Genomic DNA, 17,647 nt, shown 5'->3' with positions numbered 1-17,647 from the left:
ATCGATGAACAAAGATTCCGCTGTCACCATTTTTGAATCCTTAGCCTCGGGCGTGCGGCTGGACATTTTTCGCCTGCTCGTCCGAGCGGCCCCTCATGGGTGCGTTGCCGGGCAGATCGCTACAGAACTGGCCATTCCGCCCACCAACCTTTCATTTCACCTTAAGGCCCTGACACAGGCGCAACTGCTCACCGTTGAGCAGGAAGGCCGATTCATGCGCTACCGAGCAAACATCGAATTGATGGACAACTTGGTGAATTACCTTACCGCGGAGTGCTGCAGCGGCGTGTCAGCGCCGTCCCCCTCAGACGCCACCGAGGACGCCTGATGGACGTTTCCTCTCAGGACCGCTGGGCAGATGTCGTCATCGTGGGGGCTGGCCAAAGCGCGTTGGCTCTGGCCTATTTCCTCAAACGCACCGCCGAGAATGTTGTGCTTCTGGATGCCGAGACCGGACCAGGCGCTGCTTGGCGTCACGGGTGGGACTCGCTGCACCTCTTTTCGCCTGCGCAGTGGAGCTCGCTACCCGGTTGGCCAATGCCGCCGACGCAGGGCTATCCCACGCGCGATCAGGTTGTCGACTATCTCTCACAGTACGAACGGCGCTACGGTTTTCGTGTTGAGCGGCCCGTCCTCGTCGAGGCGGTACAGCAGGCGGATTTCGGGTTCGTCATCAAGACGAACCAGGGCGATTGGCGAGCGACGGCCGTGGTTAGCGCCACAGGCACGTGGAGCGCGCCATTCATCCCTTCGTACGAAGGCCATGACATCTTCCAGGGAGAGCAGGTGCATTCTGCGCACTATCGCTCGCCTGCGCCATATACCGGCAAGCGCGTGCTGGTTGTCGGCGGGGGCAATTCTGGAGCACAGATTCTCGCCGAGCTATCCGAAGTCGCCCAGACTACCTGGGTCACGCCCGCCGAGCCGTTATTTCTGCCGGATGACGTTGATGGACGGGTGCTTTTTGAAAGAGCGACGGCACGTTGGCAGGCGATCCAGGCGGGCAGTCCGCCCGAAGATTTGCCCGGCGGATTCGGCGATGTCGTCATGGTGCCGCCAGTACGCGCGGCTCGCGACCGTGGGGTACTTCATTCCGTGCGCCCTTTCTCCCGCTTTACCCGCAATGGCGTCGTCTGGCCGGACGGAACAGAGTCGCCCGTGGATGCCGTCGTGTGGTGCACCGGTTTCCGGCCTGCGTTAGGTCATCTGGCCACGCTGGGCGTCGTAGAGGCTGACGGCAAGGTTCAGGTCTCCGGCACCCAATCCGTAAATGTCCCGGGCTTGTGGCTCGTTGGTTACGGCGAGTGGACCGGATTTGCCTCAGCCACGCTCATCGGCATCATGCGCACCGCCAAATCTACCGCGGCGGAAGTAGCTGCATTCGTCGAAAACGCTTCTTCCCTCACCTCTTAATCATGCATATGAACACTGTCACTATCTTCCACAACCCTCAATGTGGCACCTCCCGAAACACGCTTGCGCTGATTCGCAACGCGGGGATTGAGCCCCAAGTCATCGAGTATCTGCAGGCGCCGCCCGATCGCGCGACGCTGGTCGATCTTATTGCTCGGGCCGGCCTGACCGTGCGGGAGGCGATTCGGCAGAAGGGTACGCCGTACCTGGAGCTGGGATTGGACAACGAATCCCTGAGCGATGATCAGTTAATTGACGCCATGCTGGCACACCCGATCTTGATCAATCGCCCGTTTGTCGGGACGCCCGCTGGTGTGCGCCTGTGCCGACCGTCCGAGGTAGTGCTGGATATTCTGGAAGCTCCTCAGCGCGGCCCGTTCACCAAAGAAGATGGTGAAGTTGTCATCGACGAAAGCGGAAAGCGCGTGCGCTGAGCCATGCCAGTCGCTTCGACAGTCGCCGCAGCCGCCGCTCCCGCCGAGAAAGCGCACGGATTGATCACCGCGTTAGGCATTGGGCAGATCTGCTCCTGGGGATCGCTGTACTACAGCTTTCCATTGATTGCCGAGGCGATGGGCCAGGAGCTCGGCTGGAGCAAGCCTGACCTTTATGGTGCTGCCACGCTAGGGCTAGTCCTCGCTGCGCTGGCGGCATATCCAGTCGGCGTTGCGGTCGACCGTGGGTACGGCCGTTGGGTGATGGGGCTATCGTCACTGCTCGCTGGCGCATTGTTGATGCTTTGGTCTCAAGTGACGTCCTTGGCTGCCTTCTATGTGCTGGTAGCAGGAATAGGTGCGCTGCAGGCAGCGACCCTTTATGAGCCGGCGTTCGCCGTAGTCGCACGTCGAGTCGGTCCCAGCCATTCCCGGGCAGGCATCACCGCACTGACACTGTGGGGAGGATTTGCAAGCACAGTCTTCATTCCACTGGTGCAATGGCTATTAAGTCATTGGGGCTGGCGCGAGGCGCTGATGGTACTTGCGGCGGTTAACACCATCATTTGCACGGGGGCCTACCTGTTGTTCATCCAACCAGGTCGAGATGCCAGGCCTGTCGGTACTGCTAATCCTGTTGAGCAGCGCACTAGAAATCGCCTGGCCGTTCAGGAAGCATTGCGACGACCCGTCTTTTGGGCGCTGCTGCTGTCGCTGACGGCATACGCGGCAATGTTCTCCGCCTTTACGTTCCACATGTACCCCTTGCTACGCGAACGTGGCATCGACACCGCCGCTGTGGTTCAGGCTATCGCGTTGATTGGACCGGCACAGGTGGTGGGCCGGATCGTGATAAGCCTATTTGCGGCCCGCGCCTCGATGCGGACAGTGGGTACGGCCGTGGTGTCCGTATTCCCGATGGCCTTTGGTGCCCTCGCCTACCTACATGCGGATTTCTTTGTGGTTGCGACCATCTGTGTGGTCTACGGTGGCGCCAACGGCATATTCACGATCGTGCGGGGCATGGTCGTGCCGGAAATGCTGAGCCGAGATGCCTATGGAGCGATCAACGGACTTTTGACTGTGCCAATGACATTCGCGCGCGCCGCGGCGCCCGTGGGTGCGGCAGCGCTTTGGACGATTGGCTCTTCCTACGATGGCGTCCTAGTCGCCATCCTTGTAGTGGCTGTCCTACTGGCGGCCAGCTTCTGGCTGGCAGCGTGGCTCAGCCGCCCGAAATTACAATTTTTGCCCGAGTGAGTGTTTTGCAATGACGACGTATTCTTCCCCTTCCGATCTCAATCTCCCCAGCATGGACGAAACATTGCTGGATTTGCCCACGCACGACAAGCTGTCGCTGGCTGTAGGCACGACGCATCCGCCCCGTATCCTGCTGTTGTACGGTTCTCTGCGCGAACGCTCATACAGCCGCCTTCTGACCGAAGAAGCCGCCCGAATCTTGACGCGACTTGGTGCGGAGACGCGGATTTTCGATCCTAGTGGTTTGCCTTTGCCGGACAGCGTTCCCGCGGACCATCCCAAGGTGGCCGAACTCAGAGCACTGTCGATGTGGTCCGAAGGCCAGGTTTGGTGTAGCCCCGAGCGGCACGGCACGATCACGGGGGTCTTCAAGAGCCAGATCGATTGGCTGCCACTGGAAACCGGTAGCGTACGTCCCACACAAGGCCGCACCTTGGCAGTGATGCAGGTTTCGGGTGGTTCCCAGTCTTTCAACGCCGTGAACGCACTACGCGTGCTGGGGCGCTGGATGCGGATGGTGACCATTCCGAATCAGTCGTCGGTGGCCAAAGCCTTCCAGGAGTTTGATGAAGCCGGCCGCATGAAGCCATCGCCGTACTACGACCGGGTGGTCGACGTCATGGAAGAGCTCTACAAGTTCACCTTGCTGGTGCGAGATCGAAGCGACTATCTTACGGACCGGTATAGCGAGCGCAAAGGCATGGCTGAAGAGATCGCGCGCCTCGGCCGCGAAGCGATGGTGCATGAGGAGCAAGCCCAGTAGAGACTTCGGCCTGCCGGCTCGGCGGTCGAATACGTATTGGCCTTGACGGATGGAAATTAATTCCATATACCTGGACATATCGAACTATTTGATTGGTACAGCGGAAGTCCGTTGGCGAACATTGAGGCTCGGTTGATCGGCGAGTCTGACCACCGAGACCAAGGGTGCGGCTTGGGCTTCAGGACGGACGCCATGTTTACACGCATATTGGTTGATTTCGATCCGGAGCATCTGAGCCATTCCTCGTTGCTTGGGCTGTTGGATTTGGCTGCGGCCAACCATTCGGCGCTGACCTTTCTCGCTCTGCGGCCGAAGCTGGATGAGCTCTTGTGTGCATCGGAAGATGAGTTTGTGGAAGACGTGCGAAGACAGATTGCCGATGAATGGGGCGTGATCATGTCTTTGGCACGGCAGCGAGGGCTGGATCCGCGCTTAGAGGTTCTCGCGGGTGACCCAATTGAAGCGCTTTTGGGTTATGGCCGAGAAATCGATGCCGATCTGATCGTTGCGGGAAAGTCGCACTCGGGCGGCATCAGAAATGCCGTGCTCGGACTCCCCTGGAAAGACTTCCTCACGCGCGCAGATGTCGCGGTGTTGATTCTGCCCTGATGTCGGCTTCGCGCCGGTTGGACCATGCTGTCGAATTACATTCAACTTGAGATTTGGTTCACTGAAGTTGGCCGTGTCCTGGGCGGAAACTGGCTCGAGGCGGCCGACCGTTTCGAGCCGGAAGCGACATCTGCCCGTATCAAAAGCCGTCACTTACTCAGCTTGGTTGAAAAACGAGCGGATACGGCGCGCGCCTTCTTCGGGGGTGCAACCCGATGTATCCACGCTCATCGAGTACGCCCTTTAGTAAGCCGAATGCGCGAACTGAGACTGGGCCATTCCTTCACCACGGTCTAGCGTTCCGCGTTCAGGTCCTTCCAAAACGCGCAACGGACAAGTAACGCCAATAACGTAGTGCGGCGGGGTGCAAGAGCCGAAATATATTCGTCCGAGGCGTGTGCATCCCAAAGTACAAGGTCTAACAGTATCGAAATGACTGGCCACCACGCAGTTTAGAGTGGACTGTAGATTCAGGTGATCGGGCCGTCCTTCACATCCTTCTTGTTCGGCAGGCACAGATGCTCCTTGGGCGTCACATAACAGCGCATCGCCTTGCCACACCAGCCAATCAGTGCCGCGCCGATGCCTGAGTAATTTGGGCGTAGCCCATCGTCGTCGATTGTCGCTCCAAAGCCGGCAGTGGTCGTCAACGATAGCCTGCTGCCGCCCCGAGTTGGAAATAGTCATTATCCGAAGCAGGCATCGAAAGGCGATAGATTTTCTAGCCGCTCCGTCTCGTTCGAAGTGGGTCTCTTCGACGTTCTACACTTGCCCTAAATATGTTACACGTTGCAAACTCCCGACGGTTTCGTAGTAACTATCGCGACGGGAACTGGATTTCACGCCCAACTCCTAAGAGAGGACTATGTCTGTATCCGATGACATCTATGCTCAGTCGGCCGGTGCGATGTTCTACCGCGCTGATCTGCACATTCATTCCTACGGCGGATCGCACGATGTGAAGGATGCCACGATGACCGCCGAGAACATCGTGGCCACTGCAATCAACGAGAGCATCTCTCTCATAGCAATCGCGGATCACAACGACATCTCCAACGTCGCGCAGGCCATCGAGATCGGGCAAAGGAGCGATGTGATTGTTATCCCTGGCGTGGAACTCTCCACGGCTCAGGGTCACCTTCTTTGCTATCTCCCCGACTACCCTAGATTGGTGAAGTTCTTCGCCGGTCTCGACATCGTAGATGTGGGCTTGCCGACATCTCGATGCCAACAGTCAATTCTTGAGTGCCTAGCCGCAGTGAATGTCCAGGGGGGCTTCGGCATCCTTGCCCACGTCGATGTGGCTTCAGGGTTCGAGCATGACAATCCCGGCGGATCACCACATAAAGTGGATGTCATTTGCCATCCCGCCTTGGTGGGGATTGAACTAAAGCGTGCTACATCGGATATCCACTACTCGCCAGCTGACGGCCAGGCGGAACGAGTTCAGATGGGGCAGAGAAGAATCGAGCGTCTTGGCCTTGGTTCGAGACAATACCTCGCTAGGGTCATGAACTCGGACTCCCACGCTCTGAATGCGCTTGGCCACAATGCTTCCAACGACAAGCGCATCACCCGCTACAAAATGGACAAACCCAGCTTTGCGGCACTGAAAATCGCGCTTGAAGATGCGGACGCCCGTGTTCGTATCGAAGACCTCATCCCACAAGCATTGCCCCATGTTGTTGGCATCGCCATGGAGGGTGGGTTCCTCGACAAACAAGTAATTCAGTTCAGTCGAAACCTGAACTGTATCATCGGTGGCCGTGGGACCGGCAAGTCAACCACTTTCGAGGGTGTTCGCTGTTTATTAGGCATCGACGAGGAGTCCGGCAAAGTCGTCGACTCGGAGGTTTGGCCAGACGTGGTCCATTTCATCTGGCAGGACAAGTCTGGGCAGCGTCACCTCCTGGCTCGACATAAAGATCAGTCACTTGAGAATCTCGACGACGCAGACGGCGGCCCTTGTTGCTTTGACATCGACTGTTTCGGACAAGGAGACGCTGCGCGTATCAGTATCGAGGCTCAAAAGAACCCACTCGCGCTGCTCAATTATCTCGACAAGTTTATTGATTTCGGAGCGCTCCTGGACGAAGAGGCGGGAGCGCGGGATGAACTACTGGAGTTGCAGACCGCCATCGAGAAGGCCGAGCAGCAAGTCGCGCTGATCCCTCAGTACCAGCGGCAATTGCAGACGACACAGAACGCTCTTGCGGCGATGCAAAAGCCAGAGGTCAAAGCGCTGATTGAGTTGCAGCGGCACCTCGCGACCGAGCGTGCGCTTCGGACCCAGATTGTCGCAAAACTCAAACAGCTCAAAAACAGCGCCGACATTACAACTCAGGCCACCGCGGCTGATGAGATCACCAAGCTCGCTGACCCGACCTCGCTGACCCTGGGTCGCAGAGAATTTGAGGCGATCGTGACCGAGGTCGATGTCTTTAAGTCGCTTGTGGTTGACGCAAAGCAAAAGATTGCAGCCGGCGCATCGACTTTGGAGACAGCCGTCACCGGTCAGACGGCGGCATGGAAGGCAAAAGACAGCGAAGCTCAGAGCAGGATCGACACTAAAAAAAGGGAACTCGAGGCGCTGCGGATCACGTTCGACATGTCGTACATCACAAAGCTGGCAAACGACGAGGCCAACCACAAGGCGACGCTTAAAAACCTGGAGGCATGGAGGGTCAACTTGACGGAGGCACGTCGCAAGCGGCAGGCCGCTCTGGCCCGACGTAGCAGTGCCCGTGACCGCATCGCCATGCTGCGTGAGTCATTTGGGCGCCTAGCTTCGACTACCTTGAGAGAGGCCTTGTCTGATCTTCAGGTCAGCTTAAAATACGTGCGCAACGCCTATTCTCCGGAGGCTTCGGAACAGATCATTTCTGCAATGGGGTGGCGCACCAATCAGCAGGTTCGGGCAGGTTATCTTGTCGAGGATTTGACGGTTCCGAGCTTGTTGGAAGCGATCCAGAACAATGACATCGGCCCGCTGACCGCCCTGAAGACTAAGGACGGCACACAAGCGTTCGATGTCGAGGAGGCGGGAGGGGTGCTGGAGCGCTTGTCGGCTCAAGCAGTGCGCTTTGGGCTCGAGCGAGTTGCCCTGTACGACGTCCCAAGGCTCCAAGTCAGCAAGCAAGTTGAAGATGGCGCTGGCGGCCGGCGAACTGTCCGCAGGGAATTCTCGAAACTTTCCCTTGGCCAACAGCAATCCATCCTGCTCGCGCTGATGCTCTCCGCGAACAGCGACAAGCCGCTCATCATTGATCAGCCCGAAGACAACCTTGATGGTGAGTTCATCTACTCAACGCTGGTTCCCGTGCTGCGCCGGGCTAAGGAGCGGCGCCAGGTCATTATCGTCACACACAACGCCAATGTTGCTGTCCTGGGTGACGCTGAACAGATCATCGTGATGAAGGCTAACAACGATCACGCAGAGATTGTTTCACGCGGCTCTATCGACAGCCCTGAAACCAGGGATGCCGCATGCGCTATCCTTGAAGGCGCTAAGGAAGCGTTTACGCGTCGAGCCAAAATGTACGGACTTGAGGTGTAGATGGAGCGTCTATAGACATTTCGGACACATCATCCGACTGAACGCCCGTGAGAGTCAGACTTATGCTTCGTCAAGGTTCTCTTCCAGGGAAGTGGCGGAACGTCCGCTTCGGGCCGATGGCAGTCGTTCGTCAACCGACGTCTAGCTTACAGCCGTTGTAGGCTTGGTCAAGCGGACTGGTATTGGGGTCCTCGCCACCTGATGCACCCAATAAGGCGGTCCCCAAGACAAATTGCACCCTGGGGACCGACCTGGTCAATAAGAATGCGGCTGCATTAGTTGCAACAGCTTTTCTGGACGCTCGTCCGATCAAACTGGGTGCTGCATACACCTGTCTCAGGAAGCTCAAGCTCTACGCGTTCAGCCGCCTCCCGGTCGCCGGCTATCCAGGCGACAACAGACCGGACTTGTTCGTAGCCGGTAAGCATGAGGAATGTTGGCGCACGTCCGTAGCTCTTCATGCCAACCACAAAAACGCCCTCGTCCGGGTGCGCGAGCTCGGCGGCGCCATGGGGTCTCACTGTGCCGCAACTATGCACGTTGGGATCGATCATGGGAGCAAGGCGAACGGGGCTTTCCGTCGCGGGATCTAGCTCAAGACGAAGCTCTGCCATCAATCGAAGGTCGGGACGAAATCCCGTTGCCACGACTATTTCATCAACAGCCGGAAGCGTCGTGGCGCCCGTGTGTACCAGCAGGCCATCGTTCGAGGTGCTGACGCGGTCAACGTTAACGTTCGTGAAAACCTCTATGCGGCGCTCTTCCATTAACTGCCTGATCACCAGGCCCAATTTGCCGCGCTCCTCAAGCTGGTCATTCTCACCACCACCAAAGATGCGGTCGAGAGTGGCGCTGCGGACAGCCCAATACACCTGAGTGCGCGGGGCGCTGGACTTGAGTTTCACCAAGTCTTGAAGCGCATTGAATGCGGAATGCCCTCCTCCAATGACCAAGACTCGCCGATTCGCATAGCGCTGCCGCGCGTCGCCTAGAACGTTGGGAATACCGTAGGCAATCTGCGCCTTAAATTCTTCCTCTCCTAAGGCCGGGATTCCATGGGCCCCCATCCAGTTCGGCGTGGTGTATGTGCCCGAGGCATCGATAACTGCCCTAGCCAAGACATCATGCTCGCCTGCTGGTCCGCGGACACGCAGCAGGAATGGTGCGGCTGCACGATCCCTATTCTTCATGACGTCGTGCGCAGCGCGGCTCACGGCAATCACGCGGCTCTTGGTGTGGAGGCGGCTCTTGATCGGTTCCAGTTCGGCCAACGGTTGCAGATACTGCGTCAGAAGTTCGTGCCCGGTGGGATAAGCGTCACTTAGCGGCGCGATCCATCCCGCACGTTCGAGCAATTCGCCGGCTTTCTTATCGATGTTGAAACGCCATGGGGAGAACATTCTGACATGCCCCCATTGGTACAAATTGGCACCCGCGACCTCGCCCGCTTCGAAAATGATCGGCGTCATTCCTCTATCTAGCGCATGGGCTGCCGCGCTTAGTCCCACCGGCCCAGCGCCAATGATTGCGATAGGAAGATCATTCTTGTTCATTCCAAGCACCTCTTTTTACGTGGTTGAGACACGGACTTGGTCCGCAATTAATTGGTACTAACAACCAAATGGACAAAAAAAACCGTAATCGCCTACGGCTGCGGATCGGGAGCACATGTGGAGGCGACACCGCAGCGTGCTTGCGCCGCGCGCGTCAGTTGCCGCAATAGCGTCAACGATGCATCCAGTACCTCGGGCTGCATGTTCTCGATCATCGCAAATTCCTCGGCCACTAAGTCCGCGCGAATGGTCTGATATAGCTCGTGTCCCGCTGCGGTCGGCTCCAGTTGCACCGCTCGGCGATCGGAGGCGTCCTCCACCCGGCTGACGTAGCCCTTCCGCTCGAGCGAATCAACAATTCGGCTGGCCGTGCTCTTGTCCAAGAACATTTCCTGCGCGAGCGTTTGAAGCCTGAGGGGGCCTTGCTTGACCAGCGTTTCCAGGGCGTAGCACTGTGCTACCGAAACGTCATAGCAGCAAATGCGATCACGATCGCGGAACTGATGCACCCTAATAAGCTGGTTCACAGCTTCGTATAGCGCCTCTGCGTCCTGCGGTAGAGGGCGCCTTGTGCTCTGATCCATGGACAAATTCCATTTAGTTGTTAGTGCCAACGTTATTGGAATTCTTGCTGTACGTCAAGCGTTCTCAGGTGTTGGGCAGTCCTTGGGCTACGTATGCGTCCGTCCATCCACACCGTGAAGCCTCGCATCTCGTTGGGCTAGTCACCTGCATTTTTGGAGTCGATACCGTAGCGTTTCATCTTCTGCCAAAGGTTCTTTCGCGAGATGCTCAGGACGTCTGCCGTTTCCTGGATCCGACCCCCATGTCGTCGTAGAACCTCTTCGATGTAAAGCCGCTCACAGACCTGCTGATAGGCAGTGAGTGTTGCTTCTTCTTGCGTGGGCAACTCGTCCGGATAGTGAGTACCGTCAGGCTCCTCGGGAAAAATCTCTCCTGGCATCAGCATGTTGGATTGGCTAACCAGGCAGGCGCGCTCAATTCTGTTGTGTAGTTCGCGGATATTGCCTGGCCACGGATACGTTTGGAGCCTGATCAAAGACAGTGGATGAAGCGTCTTCGCAGGTTCTCCTAGCCGCTCAGCGATGCTTGCGGCGAATCGCTTGGCCAACCATAGGACATCTTCAGGACGTTCGCGCAATGGCTTGACTTCAAGGGTCACCGTGTTGATTCGGTAGTAAAGGTCTTCCCTGAACGACTTTGCGGCCACCATCTCCGAAAGGTTCCGGTTGGTCGCGCAGATTAGGTCGAACTTAGTGTGGGTGTCGTGTTCGGCGCCGAGCCGACGGATGCGCTTTTCCTGTATTGCTCGCAATAGAGCCGCTTGGAGGGACGGCGACAACTCCCCTACTTCATCCAGGAACAATGTCCCGCCATCGGCTTGTTCTAGGTAGCCTTTCCGGACCTTATCAGCGCCGGTGTATGCCCCCTTTTCATAGCCAAAAAACTCAGCTTCCGCAATCGTTGGCGCGATGGCACCACAGTTCACAGCGACGAACGGCCGTGTGGCAGTTTCGCGTCGAGCTTGACTATGGATCAATCGCGCCAAGACCTCTTTGCCCACACCTGATTCGCCAATCAACAGCACTGCCGAAGCCCGTCCTGCGACCCGGGGCACAAGACGGTGCAAGTTCTTGGCCGCTTGAGACACGCCGAGTTCAGTCTGGCTCTCCGGAGAGACATCGATTGGCAAGACATCTTGCACGGTTTGGATCAGACTGGCGATCTCAAAAGGTTTGGTGACATAGTCCTTGATGCCAAGTTTTAGCAAGTCCACTGCCTTTTCCACGGTGGCATAGGCGGTCATCAGGATGAATGGCGGCAAGGTACAGCCTTGCGCGACCAATTGCCGATAGAGCTCGTCCCCGTCCAAGTCCGGCAGTCGAATGTCGCTGATCACCGCCCCGTAGGAATTGGTTTGAATGGCTGTCTTCGCATCATTTGCCTTCGAGAACCAATCGGTCCTAATCCCCTCAAGGCGGAATCGTTCCACAATGGACTCGCCCATGATGGCGTCGTCCTCAATTAGACATACGTATGGCTGTATCACGTCGGTGTCTCCTGATGCTCTTCTTGTATAGGTGTGGCGCACGGCAGTGTCACCGTGAAGGCGGTATAGCCCTCTTCACTGACCACCTCGATGGTGCCTTCCAATTGCGTGACGATCTGGTAGGTGACCCATAGCCCTAAGCCACGAGCCCTGCTGCCCTTCTGCGCATCCACTCGATATGGCTCAAACAGGTGTGGAAGCGCATCGTCCGGAATGTGTTGTCCAGAATTGGCGACTTCCACCGTTAGCTGATCTTGGATTCCGGTTACTGTGCAGCTGACCGTCCCGCCCAGATCAACCGCATTTTTCGCATTGATGAGCAGGTTCAAGGTCAGTTGTCGCACCAGATGTGAAGGTAGTGGCAACTCTTGCTGCGCCGTGACATCCCACAGCAAAGTGGCGCCCTTCTCGGATAATTCGGGCTCGATAAGCACTCGCAGATCTTGCCAGTCGCTAGCGTGCATCAACGGCGAGTCCAGACGGGCTTCCACCAGTAGCGCGCACACAGTGCGCCGAATCTGCATCAGGCCCCTACGCGTGAGCCCGAGCGTCTTCCCCGTCAACTCATCATAGGAACCGTGCTTTTCTATAGTATCCAGCGCATTTAGCATGCCACCCAATGGATTGTTGATCTCATGCGCGACTCCCGCAGCGACTCGTCCCACGGCTGCCAGCCGCTCCGCGGCAATGATTTCCCGCTCTAGAGCTTCCTGCCGTTCCAACTGCTTGAGCATGGTCGAGAAGCTCTTGCTCAACGCCGCGATCTCGTCGCTGCCGTCCTTGTGTCGCGAATGCTCGATATTGGCGGCAGGTTCGCGACCGACGCGCTGGGTGGCCCTGGCCAAAGAGAGGAGTGGTTGGGCAATCCTGTTTCCCCAGAGCCACCCGAGAGTTAGTAGCAACAGCAGTCCAGGAATGCTGACAAGTAGCACCCGGGCGACCAAGTCATAAAGCCGTTGTCGCCACGTACCCGCGTCATAGGCAGCGAGCACATATCCGGCCAGGCCATCGTCCTCAGACATAACGGCAGCGCCGGCGACTGCCAATGACGCATCTAAACTATCCGGCGAAGTGAAGACAAAAGCGCGTTGATCGCCGCGCAGGGTCTCGGCTGCCGCTCGCAGTTCTGTTGGCAGTGCAGCACTCGGCGTAAGTACCGGAAACTGCTGCGGATCGGACGAAGCGTAGACACGCAAGTTGGGGTCTAGCACTAGGATCGACCGCAATCCCGGGGCGCCATCTCCTGCGGCGAGCGGAATACGGAGCGCCTCATAGACACGCCAAAGGTCATCACGCACCAAAGGCTCTCGCACCGACAGGGACAACACTTGTGTCAGGGTCTTCGCGCTTTGACGTGTGTCTCGAAGCATGCCGACATACGCGGTGCGAACCAACGTCACAGTCACGACGAGTTCCGTCACAACGATCGCGGCTGCCAAGGCGAGCGGCACCTTGTAGCGGTAACTAACTCTGGACCAGAAATTCCAGCGGCCAAAATTCATGTCGAGTCCTGCGCCAGATTCTCGCCCGCGGATATGCGAACCAAACTGCGGATGTCGTCGTACATGTCATCGGTGCCCCCTACAAAGCGGTCCAGGCAGAGGCGCTGCAAAATGAGACGCCCTCCTGGACGCTCATGCATGTGAAGCAGCGCGTCGCGCAATGCTGTGGCCGTGGTGGGCGCAATTTGGTCGCTCACGACGATAGGCGGAAAGCCGTACTCCGGTGATTTCCAGGCGACACGCGCGCCGGCAGACCGTGCTGGGTATTGTGATGCAAGGCTGTCCCAGATGTATCCATCAACCGCCCCGCCATTGGCCAGGCCGGCGGCTACCGCCTCCACGACTTTGCTATGCGCAAACGTGAAAAAAGCTTTGCGGAAGAAAGTGAGCGGATCTTGATGCTCGGTCAGCAGCTCTGTGCGTGGCACCAGGAAACCAGAGTTTGACAGCGGATCACTGTAGGCAAAAACCCGTCCATGCAGGTCCCCAATCTCCGACGTTTCGCGATCCTTCTGCGGCACGATCAAGTACGACTGATACAGCGGCCTTCCCCGGTACTGCGGCACTGCTAACAACCTGAGCCGATCGGCGTTCAGGACATAGGGGTAGCCGCAGATCCAAGCTGCGTCGATTTGGCCACGCAAAAGAAGATCCACGATCTCGCCGTAGCTGCGCCTCTGAACGAATCGCACCTCTTGCTTCAGCACGGTTTGCAGGTCGGATCGCCAAATGTCCAACAACTGGAGCTGATCGTCCAAGAAGACGGCAGTGGTGCCCAATTTGAGTGGCTCGGCGGCTGTTGCCCGTTGCGGCATTGCACACATTGCGATGGATGCAGCGCCGGCAGCGAGAAAGCGGCGACGGTTACCGGAAGGTAACGTCGAGCTCGCGCTAGGCCGCTCGTAGTTACCGTTCCGACAGGGCAACGGGTGCATTTTTTTCGTCTCCACTGTGCAGGGCCGTCCGAAAGCTACTTGGCATGCCCTTTGCTTATAGGGATACAGAGTACTGAAGCCGTCATTTCGTTTCAATAGGAAATATCGACATGTCCGACCCACAGATCTTCACCCGGCGCGGCTTTCTCAAGCTAAGCGGCACAGGTGGCGCGGTTGCGGCCGCGACTCTAATTCCTATCGTGCCCGTCCAGGCGCAGACACCGGCTGCGCCACACACTGGCACCACGCTGCCCTACCCCGTAAGGTCAATCGGCATGGCGAAAAAACTCGCGGCCGATACGCCGCTGCAATTCACCTATCCGGACAGCGCCTCGCCGTGTACCGCGGTGAAGCTAGGCCATCCAGTTCCCGGTGGCGTAGGGCCCGATCACGACATCGTCGCCTTTAGCACGATGTGTACCCATATGGGTTGCCCGACAGTGTTCGACAACAAGACAAAGACGTTCAAGTGCCCTTGCCACTTCAGCGAATTTGATGCCGAGAAAGCGGGTCAGATGATATGTGGGCAAGCCACCGAGAACCTCCCGCGCATTCTGTTGCGCTATGACGCCAGTTCGGATGCCGTTTCCGCAGTGGGCGTTGAGGGACTGATCTACGGCCGCCAGGCCAACATTCTCTAAGTCGGGAGGCTCTCATGTCTGCACCTAAAGACCGCATCACCCTGCCGCCCAAAGATGCTGCACGCACAAATATGACGTGCCACTTTTGCATCGTAGGCTGTGGGTACCACGTCTATAAATGGCCCGAGCAAAGCGAGGGAGGCCGCGCTCCGGAAGAGAACGCGCTGGGCCAGGACTTCCGCCAGCAATTGTCGCCATTCGCCATAACGCTAACACCAGCGATGACCAACGTCATCACGCAGCGCGACGGGTCACGTCACAACATCATGATCGTTCCGGACAAGGAATGCGTGGTCAATGGCGGCCTGAGTTCTACTCGCGGTGGCCGCATGGCGAGCTACATGTACACGCCCGATGGCGATGGGAAGGCGCGTTTGAGTCAGCCTCGGATGTATGCGGCCGATCAGTGGGTGGATACGCCCTGGGATAAGGCTCTGGCACTATACGCGGGGCTGCTAAAGAAGGTGCTGGACAACGATGGCCCAGAAGGCATCGTGTTCTCCTGTTTCGACCACGGCGGGGCTGGTGGAGGGTTCGAAAACACCTGGGGAACGGGGAAGCTGATGTTCACTGCCCTGCAGACTCCAATGGTGCGCATCCACAACCGCCCCGCCTACAACTCGGAGTGCCACGCCACGCGTGAAATGGGCATCGGTGAACTCAACAATGCGTATGAAGACGCCGAGCTTGCCGACGTGTTGTGGTCTATCGGCAATAACCCCTACGAATCGCAGACGAACTACTTCCTCAATCACTGGGTTCCCAACCTTTACGGGCAGACCGTCGAAAAGAAGAAGGCGCGCTTTGCGGGGGAAGATCTTCCCGACACCCGTATCGTATTCGTCGACCCGCGAGACACACCGTCTATCGCGATAGCAAGGCAGATTGTGGGAAAGGACAGATTGCTGCACCTGGCGATCGAACCAGGCACCGACATCGCCTTGTTCAACGGGCTGTTCACCTACGTGGTTGATCAGGGTTGGATCGACAAGCCCTTTATTAAAGACCACACGTCCGGGTTCGACGAGGCGGTTAAGACGAACCGCATGTCCTTGGATGAATGCAGCAAGATTACGGGTGTGCCGGTCGAAGATCTCAAAAAGGCGGCGGAGTGGTCGTACAAGCCGAAGAAGACCGGGCAATTGCCCAGGACGATGCATGCCTATGAAAAGGGAATCATCTGGGGGAACGACAATTACGTCATCCAATCGGCACTACTGGACTTGGTGATTGCGACCCACAACGTGGGACGTCGCGGCACAGGATGCGTGCGCATGGGTGGGCACCAGGAGGGGTATGCCCGGCCGCCCTACCCTGGCGACAAGAAGATCTACATCGATCAAGAGCTCATCAAGGGCAAAGGCCGGATGATGACCTGGTGGGGCTCCAATAATTTCCAAACCAGCAACAACGCCCAGGCGCTCCGCGTCGCCGTCCTCAAACGGGCGGCAATTGTGAAAGAAGCGATGCAGAAGGCCCGGGGCGCGTCAACCGAGGAATTGGTCGACATCATTTACGCGGCCACGCAACAAGGCGGACTGTTTGTAGCGAGCATCAACCTCTATCCGACCAAGCTCGCGGAAGCTGCGCATCTCATGCTGCCAGCGGCTCACCCTGGCGAGACAAACCTCACTTCCATGAACGGCGAGCGACGCATCCGCCTATCTCAGAAATTCATGGACCCGCCCGGGGAGGCGCAAGCAGATTGCCTGATCGCGGCGCGAATCGCCAACACGCTAAAGGCGATGTATGAGAAGGAAGGCAACAGCAAAATGGTGGACCGCTTTTCCGGATTCGACTGGAAAACCGAGGAAGACGCATTCAATGATGGGTTCCGTCGCGCGGGCCAGGATGGCGCGCCCAAGATAGACAGCCAGGGTGGTGATACGGGGCATCTGGTCACGTACGAACGGCTCGCCGCCGCCGGCAACAACGGTGTTCAGCTTCCCGTTCAGGCCTATGCAGATGGTCGCCTCAAAGGCACGGAGATGCTCTATACGGACGGGAAATTCGACACCTCTGACGGAAAGGCCCACTTCAAGCCAGCCAAGTGGCAGGGACTGCCCGAGACGGTTGCAGCGCAAAAGAAAAAGTACAAGTTTTGGCTGAACAACGGTCGAAACAATGAAATTTGGCAAACCGCCTATCACGACCAGTACAACAGCTTCGCCCAGGAACGCTATCCGATGGCCTACATCGAGATCAATCCCGACGACTGTAAGGAGCTGGGGGTCGAGGCTTCAGACATTGTTGAGGTCTACAACGATTTCGGATCGACTTACGCGATGGTGTATCCCGTGCCTGAGATCAAGCGCGGGCAAACATTCATGATGTTTGGCTACGTCAATGGGATCCAGGGCGACGTTACGACTGACTGGACCGACCGCAACATCATCCCCTATTACAAAGGCACATGGGGAAACATCCGCAAGGTCGGCTCTGTCGAGGAGTTTCGACGCACGATCAGCTTCAAGAGCCGCCGATTTGTACTCGGCTAACTTCTTTCATCGAGTGGAGAATCAAGTTTCATGCGTACCATCAAGCTGCTAGTTTCGCTCGGGTTGGCATCTACATCACTTGCCTGTTTGGCGGCGCCCGACGCTGCGGTCAATGCAATTCTGAGCAAGAACAACTGCTTGGCATGCCATGCAGTGGACCGCAAAGTCGTGGGCCCGTCATACAAGGATGTCGGTGCCAAGTTCAAGGACGATCCCAATGCGGTGACCCTTCTCGTGGGCAAAATTAAGAATGGCAGCGCGGGCACATGGGGGCCCGTGCCGATGCCCCCCAACCCTGGCATCTCGCCCGACGAAGCCAAGCAGGTCGTGAACTGGATCCTTAGCGGCGCGCCGGGCTGACGCATCGTGTCATGGGGCGGGTTCGCGCTTAATGTTGGCGGCCCCTGCCCTG

15 protein-coding genes and 1 pseudogene are annotated in these 17,647 nt (G+C 57.7%); 10 read left to right on the top strand and 6 right to left on the bottom strand.

The window, feature by feature from the left end; translation table 11 throughout:
* Positions 1-4 precede the first annotated feature (4 nt).
* The 6 genes from KYC_RS14645 (at position 5) to KYC_RS14620 (ending at position 4,479) form a co-directional block, all read left to right on the top strand.
* A complete protein-coding gene (locus KYC_RS14645; RefSeq protein WP_008163563.1) occupies positions 5-328 on the top strand; it encodes an ArsR/SmtB family transcription factor in 324 nt (107 codons plus the stop codon).
* Positions 328-1,413 carry an ArsO family NAD(P)H-dependent flavin-containing monooxygenase gene (locus KYC_RS14640; protein WP_008163561.1) on the top strand — a complete coding sequence of 362 codons (1,086 nt, stop codon included), beginning with the start codon at positions 328-330 and terminating at the stop codon, positions 1,411-1,413. The genes KYC_RS14645 and KYC_RS14640 overlap by 1 nt, the downstream gene beginning before the upstream one ends.
* An 8-nt stretch (positions 1,414-1,421) precedes the next feature.
* Positions 1,422-1,847, top strand: a complete 426-nt coding sequence (gene arsC, locus KYC_RS14635; protein WP_008163558.1) for an arsenate reductase (glutaredoxin) — start codon at positions 1,422-1,424, stop codon at positions 1,845-1,847.
* A 3-nt stretch (positions 1,848-1,850) separates the two neighbouring features.
* Positions 1,851-3,107, top strand: a complete 1,257-nt coding sequence (locus tag KYC_RS14630; RefSeq protein WP_008163555.1) for an MFS transporter — start codon at positions 1,851-1,853, stop codon at positions 3,105-3,107.
* A gap of 10 nt (positions 3,108-3,117) precedes the next feature.
* Complete coding sequence (arsH, locus tag KYC_RS14625; protein WP_043518469.1) at positions 3,118-3,870, top strand: arsenical resistance protein ArsH; 753 nt, start codon at positions 3,118-3,120, stop codon at positions 3,868-3,870.
* A gap of 192 nt (positions 3,871-4,062) precedes the next feature.
* Positions 4,063-4,479 carry a universal stress protein gene (locus tag KYC_RS14620; RefSeq protein ID WP_100148318.1) on the top strand — a complete coding sequence of 139 codons (417 nt, stop codon included), beginning with the start codon at positions 4,063-4,065 and terminating at the stop codon, positions 4,477-4,479.
* A 473-nt stretch (positions 4,480-4,952) separates the two neighbouring features.
* On the opposite strand, the pseudogene KYC_RS28785 reads toward KYC_RS14620, so the two are convergent.
* A pseudogene (locus KYC_RS28785) lies at positions 4,953-5,069 on the bottom strand (phosphomethylpyrimidine synthase ThiC); the annotation flags it as partial.
* Positions 5,070-5,344: 275 nt separating this feature from the next.
* Here KYC_RS28785 and KYC_RS14615 point away from each other — a divergent pair.
* Complete coding sequence (locus tag KYC_RS14615; RefSeq protein ID WP_008163546.1) at positions 5,345-8,035, top strand: TrlF family AAA-like ATPase; 2,691 nt, start codon at positions 5,345-5,347, stop codon at positions 8,033-8,035.
* Between the two features lie 275 nt (positions 8,036-8,310).
* Here KYC_RS14615 and KYC_RS14610 read toward each other — a convergent pair whose 3' ends face one another.
* From KYC_RS14610 to KYC_RS14590, 5 genes are all read right to left on the bottom strand, one after another.
* Positions 8,311-9,588: an NAD(P)-binding domain-containing protein gene (locus KYC_RS14610; RefSeq protein WP_043518467.1), complete on the bottom strand. Its 1,278-nt coding sequence runs from the start codon at positions 9,586-9,588 to the stop codon at positions 8,311-8,313.
* A 92-nt stretch (positions 9,589-9,680) separates the two neighbouring features.
* Entirely contained in the window at positions 9,681-10,172 is a 492-nt protein-coding gene (locus KYC_RS14605; protein WP_008163542.1) for a MarR family winged helix-turn-helix transcriptional regulator, read from the bottom strand.
* Between the two features lie 137 nt (positions 10,173-10,309).
* Positions 10,310-11,659 (bottom strand): sigma-54-dependent transcriptional regulator, encoded by a 1,350-nt coding sequence (locus tag KYC_RS14600; RefSeq protein ID WP_008163538.1) that lies wholly within the window; start codon positions 11,657-11,659, stop codon positions 10,310-10,312.
* Positions 11,656-13,161: a sensor histidine kinase gene (locus KYC_RS14595; RefSeq protein WP_008163536.1), complete on the bottom strand. Its 1,506-nt coding sequence runs from the start codon at positions 13,159-13,161 to the stop codon at positions 11,656-11,658. Before KYC_RS14595 ends, KYC_RS14600 begins: the two co-directional genes overlap by 4 nt.
* A complete protein-coding gene (locus KYC_RS14590; protein ID WP_238531929.1) occupies positions 13,158-13,919 on the bottom strand; it encodes a substrate-binding domain-containing protein in 762 nt (253 codons plus the stop codon). Before KYC_RS14590 ends, KYC_RS14595 begins: the two co-directional genes overlap by 4 nt.
* A 287-nt stretch (positions 13,920-14,206) precedes the next feature.
* Between KYC_RS14590 and KYC_RS14585 the strand changes: the two genes are divergently transcribed.
* Genes KYC_RS14585 through KYC_RS14575 form a run of 3 tightly spaced genes read left to right on the top strand, consistent with a single transcriptional unit; the run spans position 14,207 to position 17,595 of the window.
* Positions 14,207-14,737: an arsenate reductase (azurin) small subunit gene (locus KYC_RS14585; RefSeq protein WP_008163528.1), complete on the top strand. Its 531-nt coding sequence runs from the start codon at positions 14,207-14,209 to the stop codon at positions 14,735-14,737.
* A 14-nt stretch (positions 14,738-14,751) separates the two neighbouring features.
* Positions 14,752-17,235 (top strand): arsenate reductase (azurin) large subunit, encoded by a 2,484-nt coding sequence (locus tag KYC_RS14580; RefSeq protein WP_008163524.1) that lies wholly within the window; start codon positions 14,752-14,754, stop codon positions 17,233-17,235.
* A gap of 30 nt (positions 17,236-17,265) precedes the next feature.
* Positions 17,266-17,595, top strand: a complete 330-nt coding sequence (locus KYC_RS14575; RefSeq protein WP_043518464.1) for a c-type cytochrome — start codon at positions 17,266-17,268, stop codon at positions 17,593-17,595.
* Positions 17,596-17,647: the final 52 nt, after the last annotated feature.

The organism is Achromobacter arsenitoxydans SY8 (assembly GCF_000236785.1).
Classification (GTDB): Bacteria; Pseudomonadota; Gammaproteobacteria; order Burkholderiales; family Burkholderiaceae_B; genus Achromobacter; species Achromobacter arsenitoxydans.
Note: the sequence above shows the minus strand (reverse complement) of the source record. Positions and strands in the feature narration are given on the sequence as shown.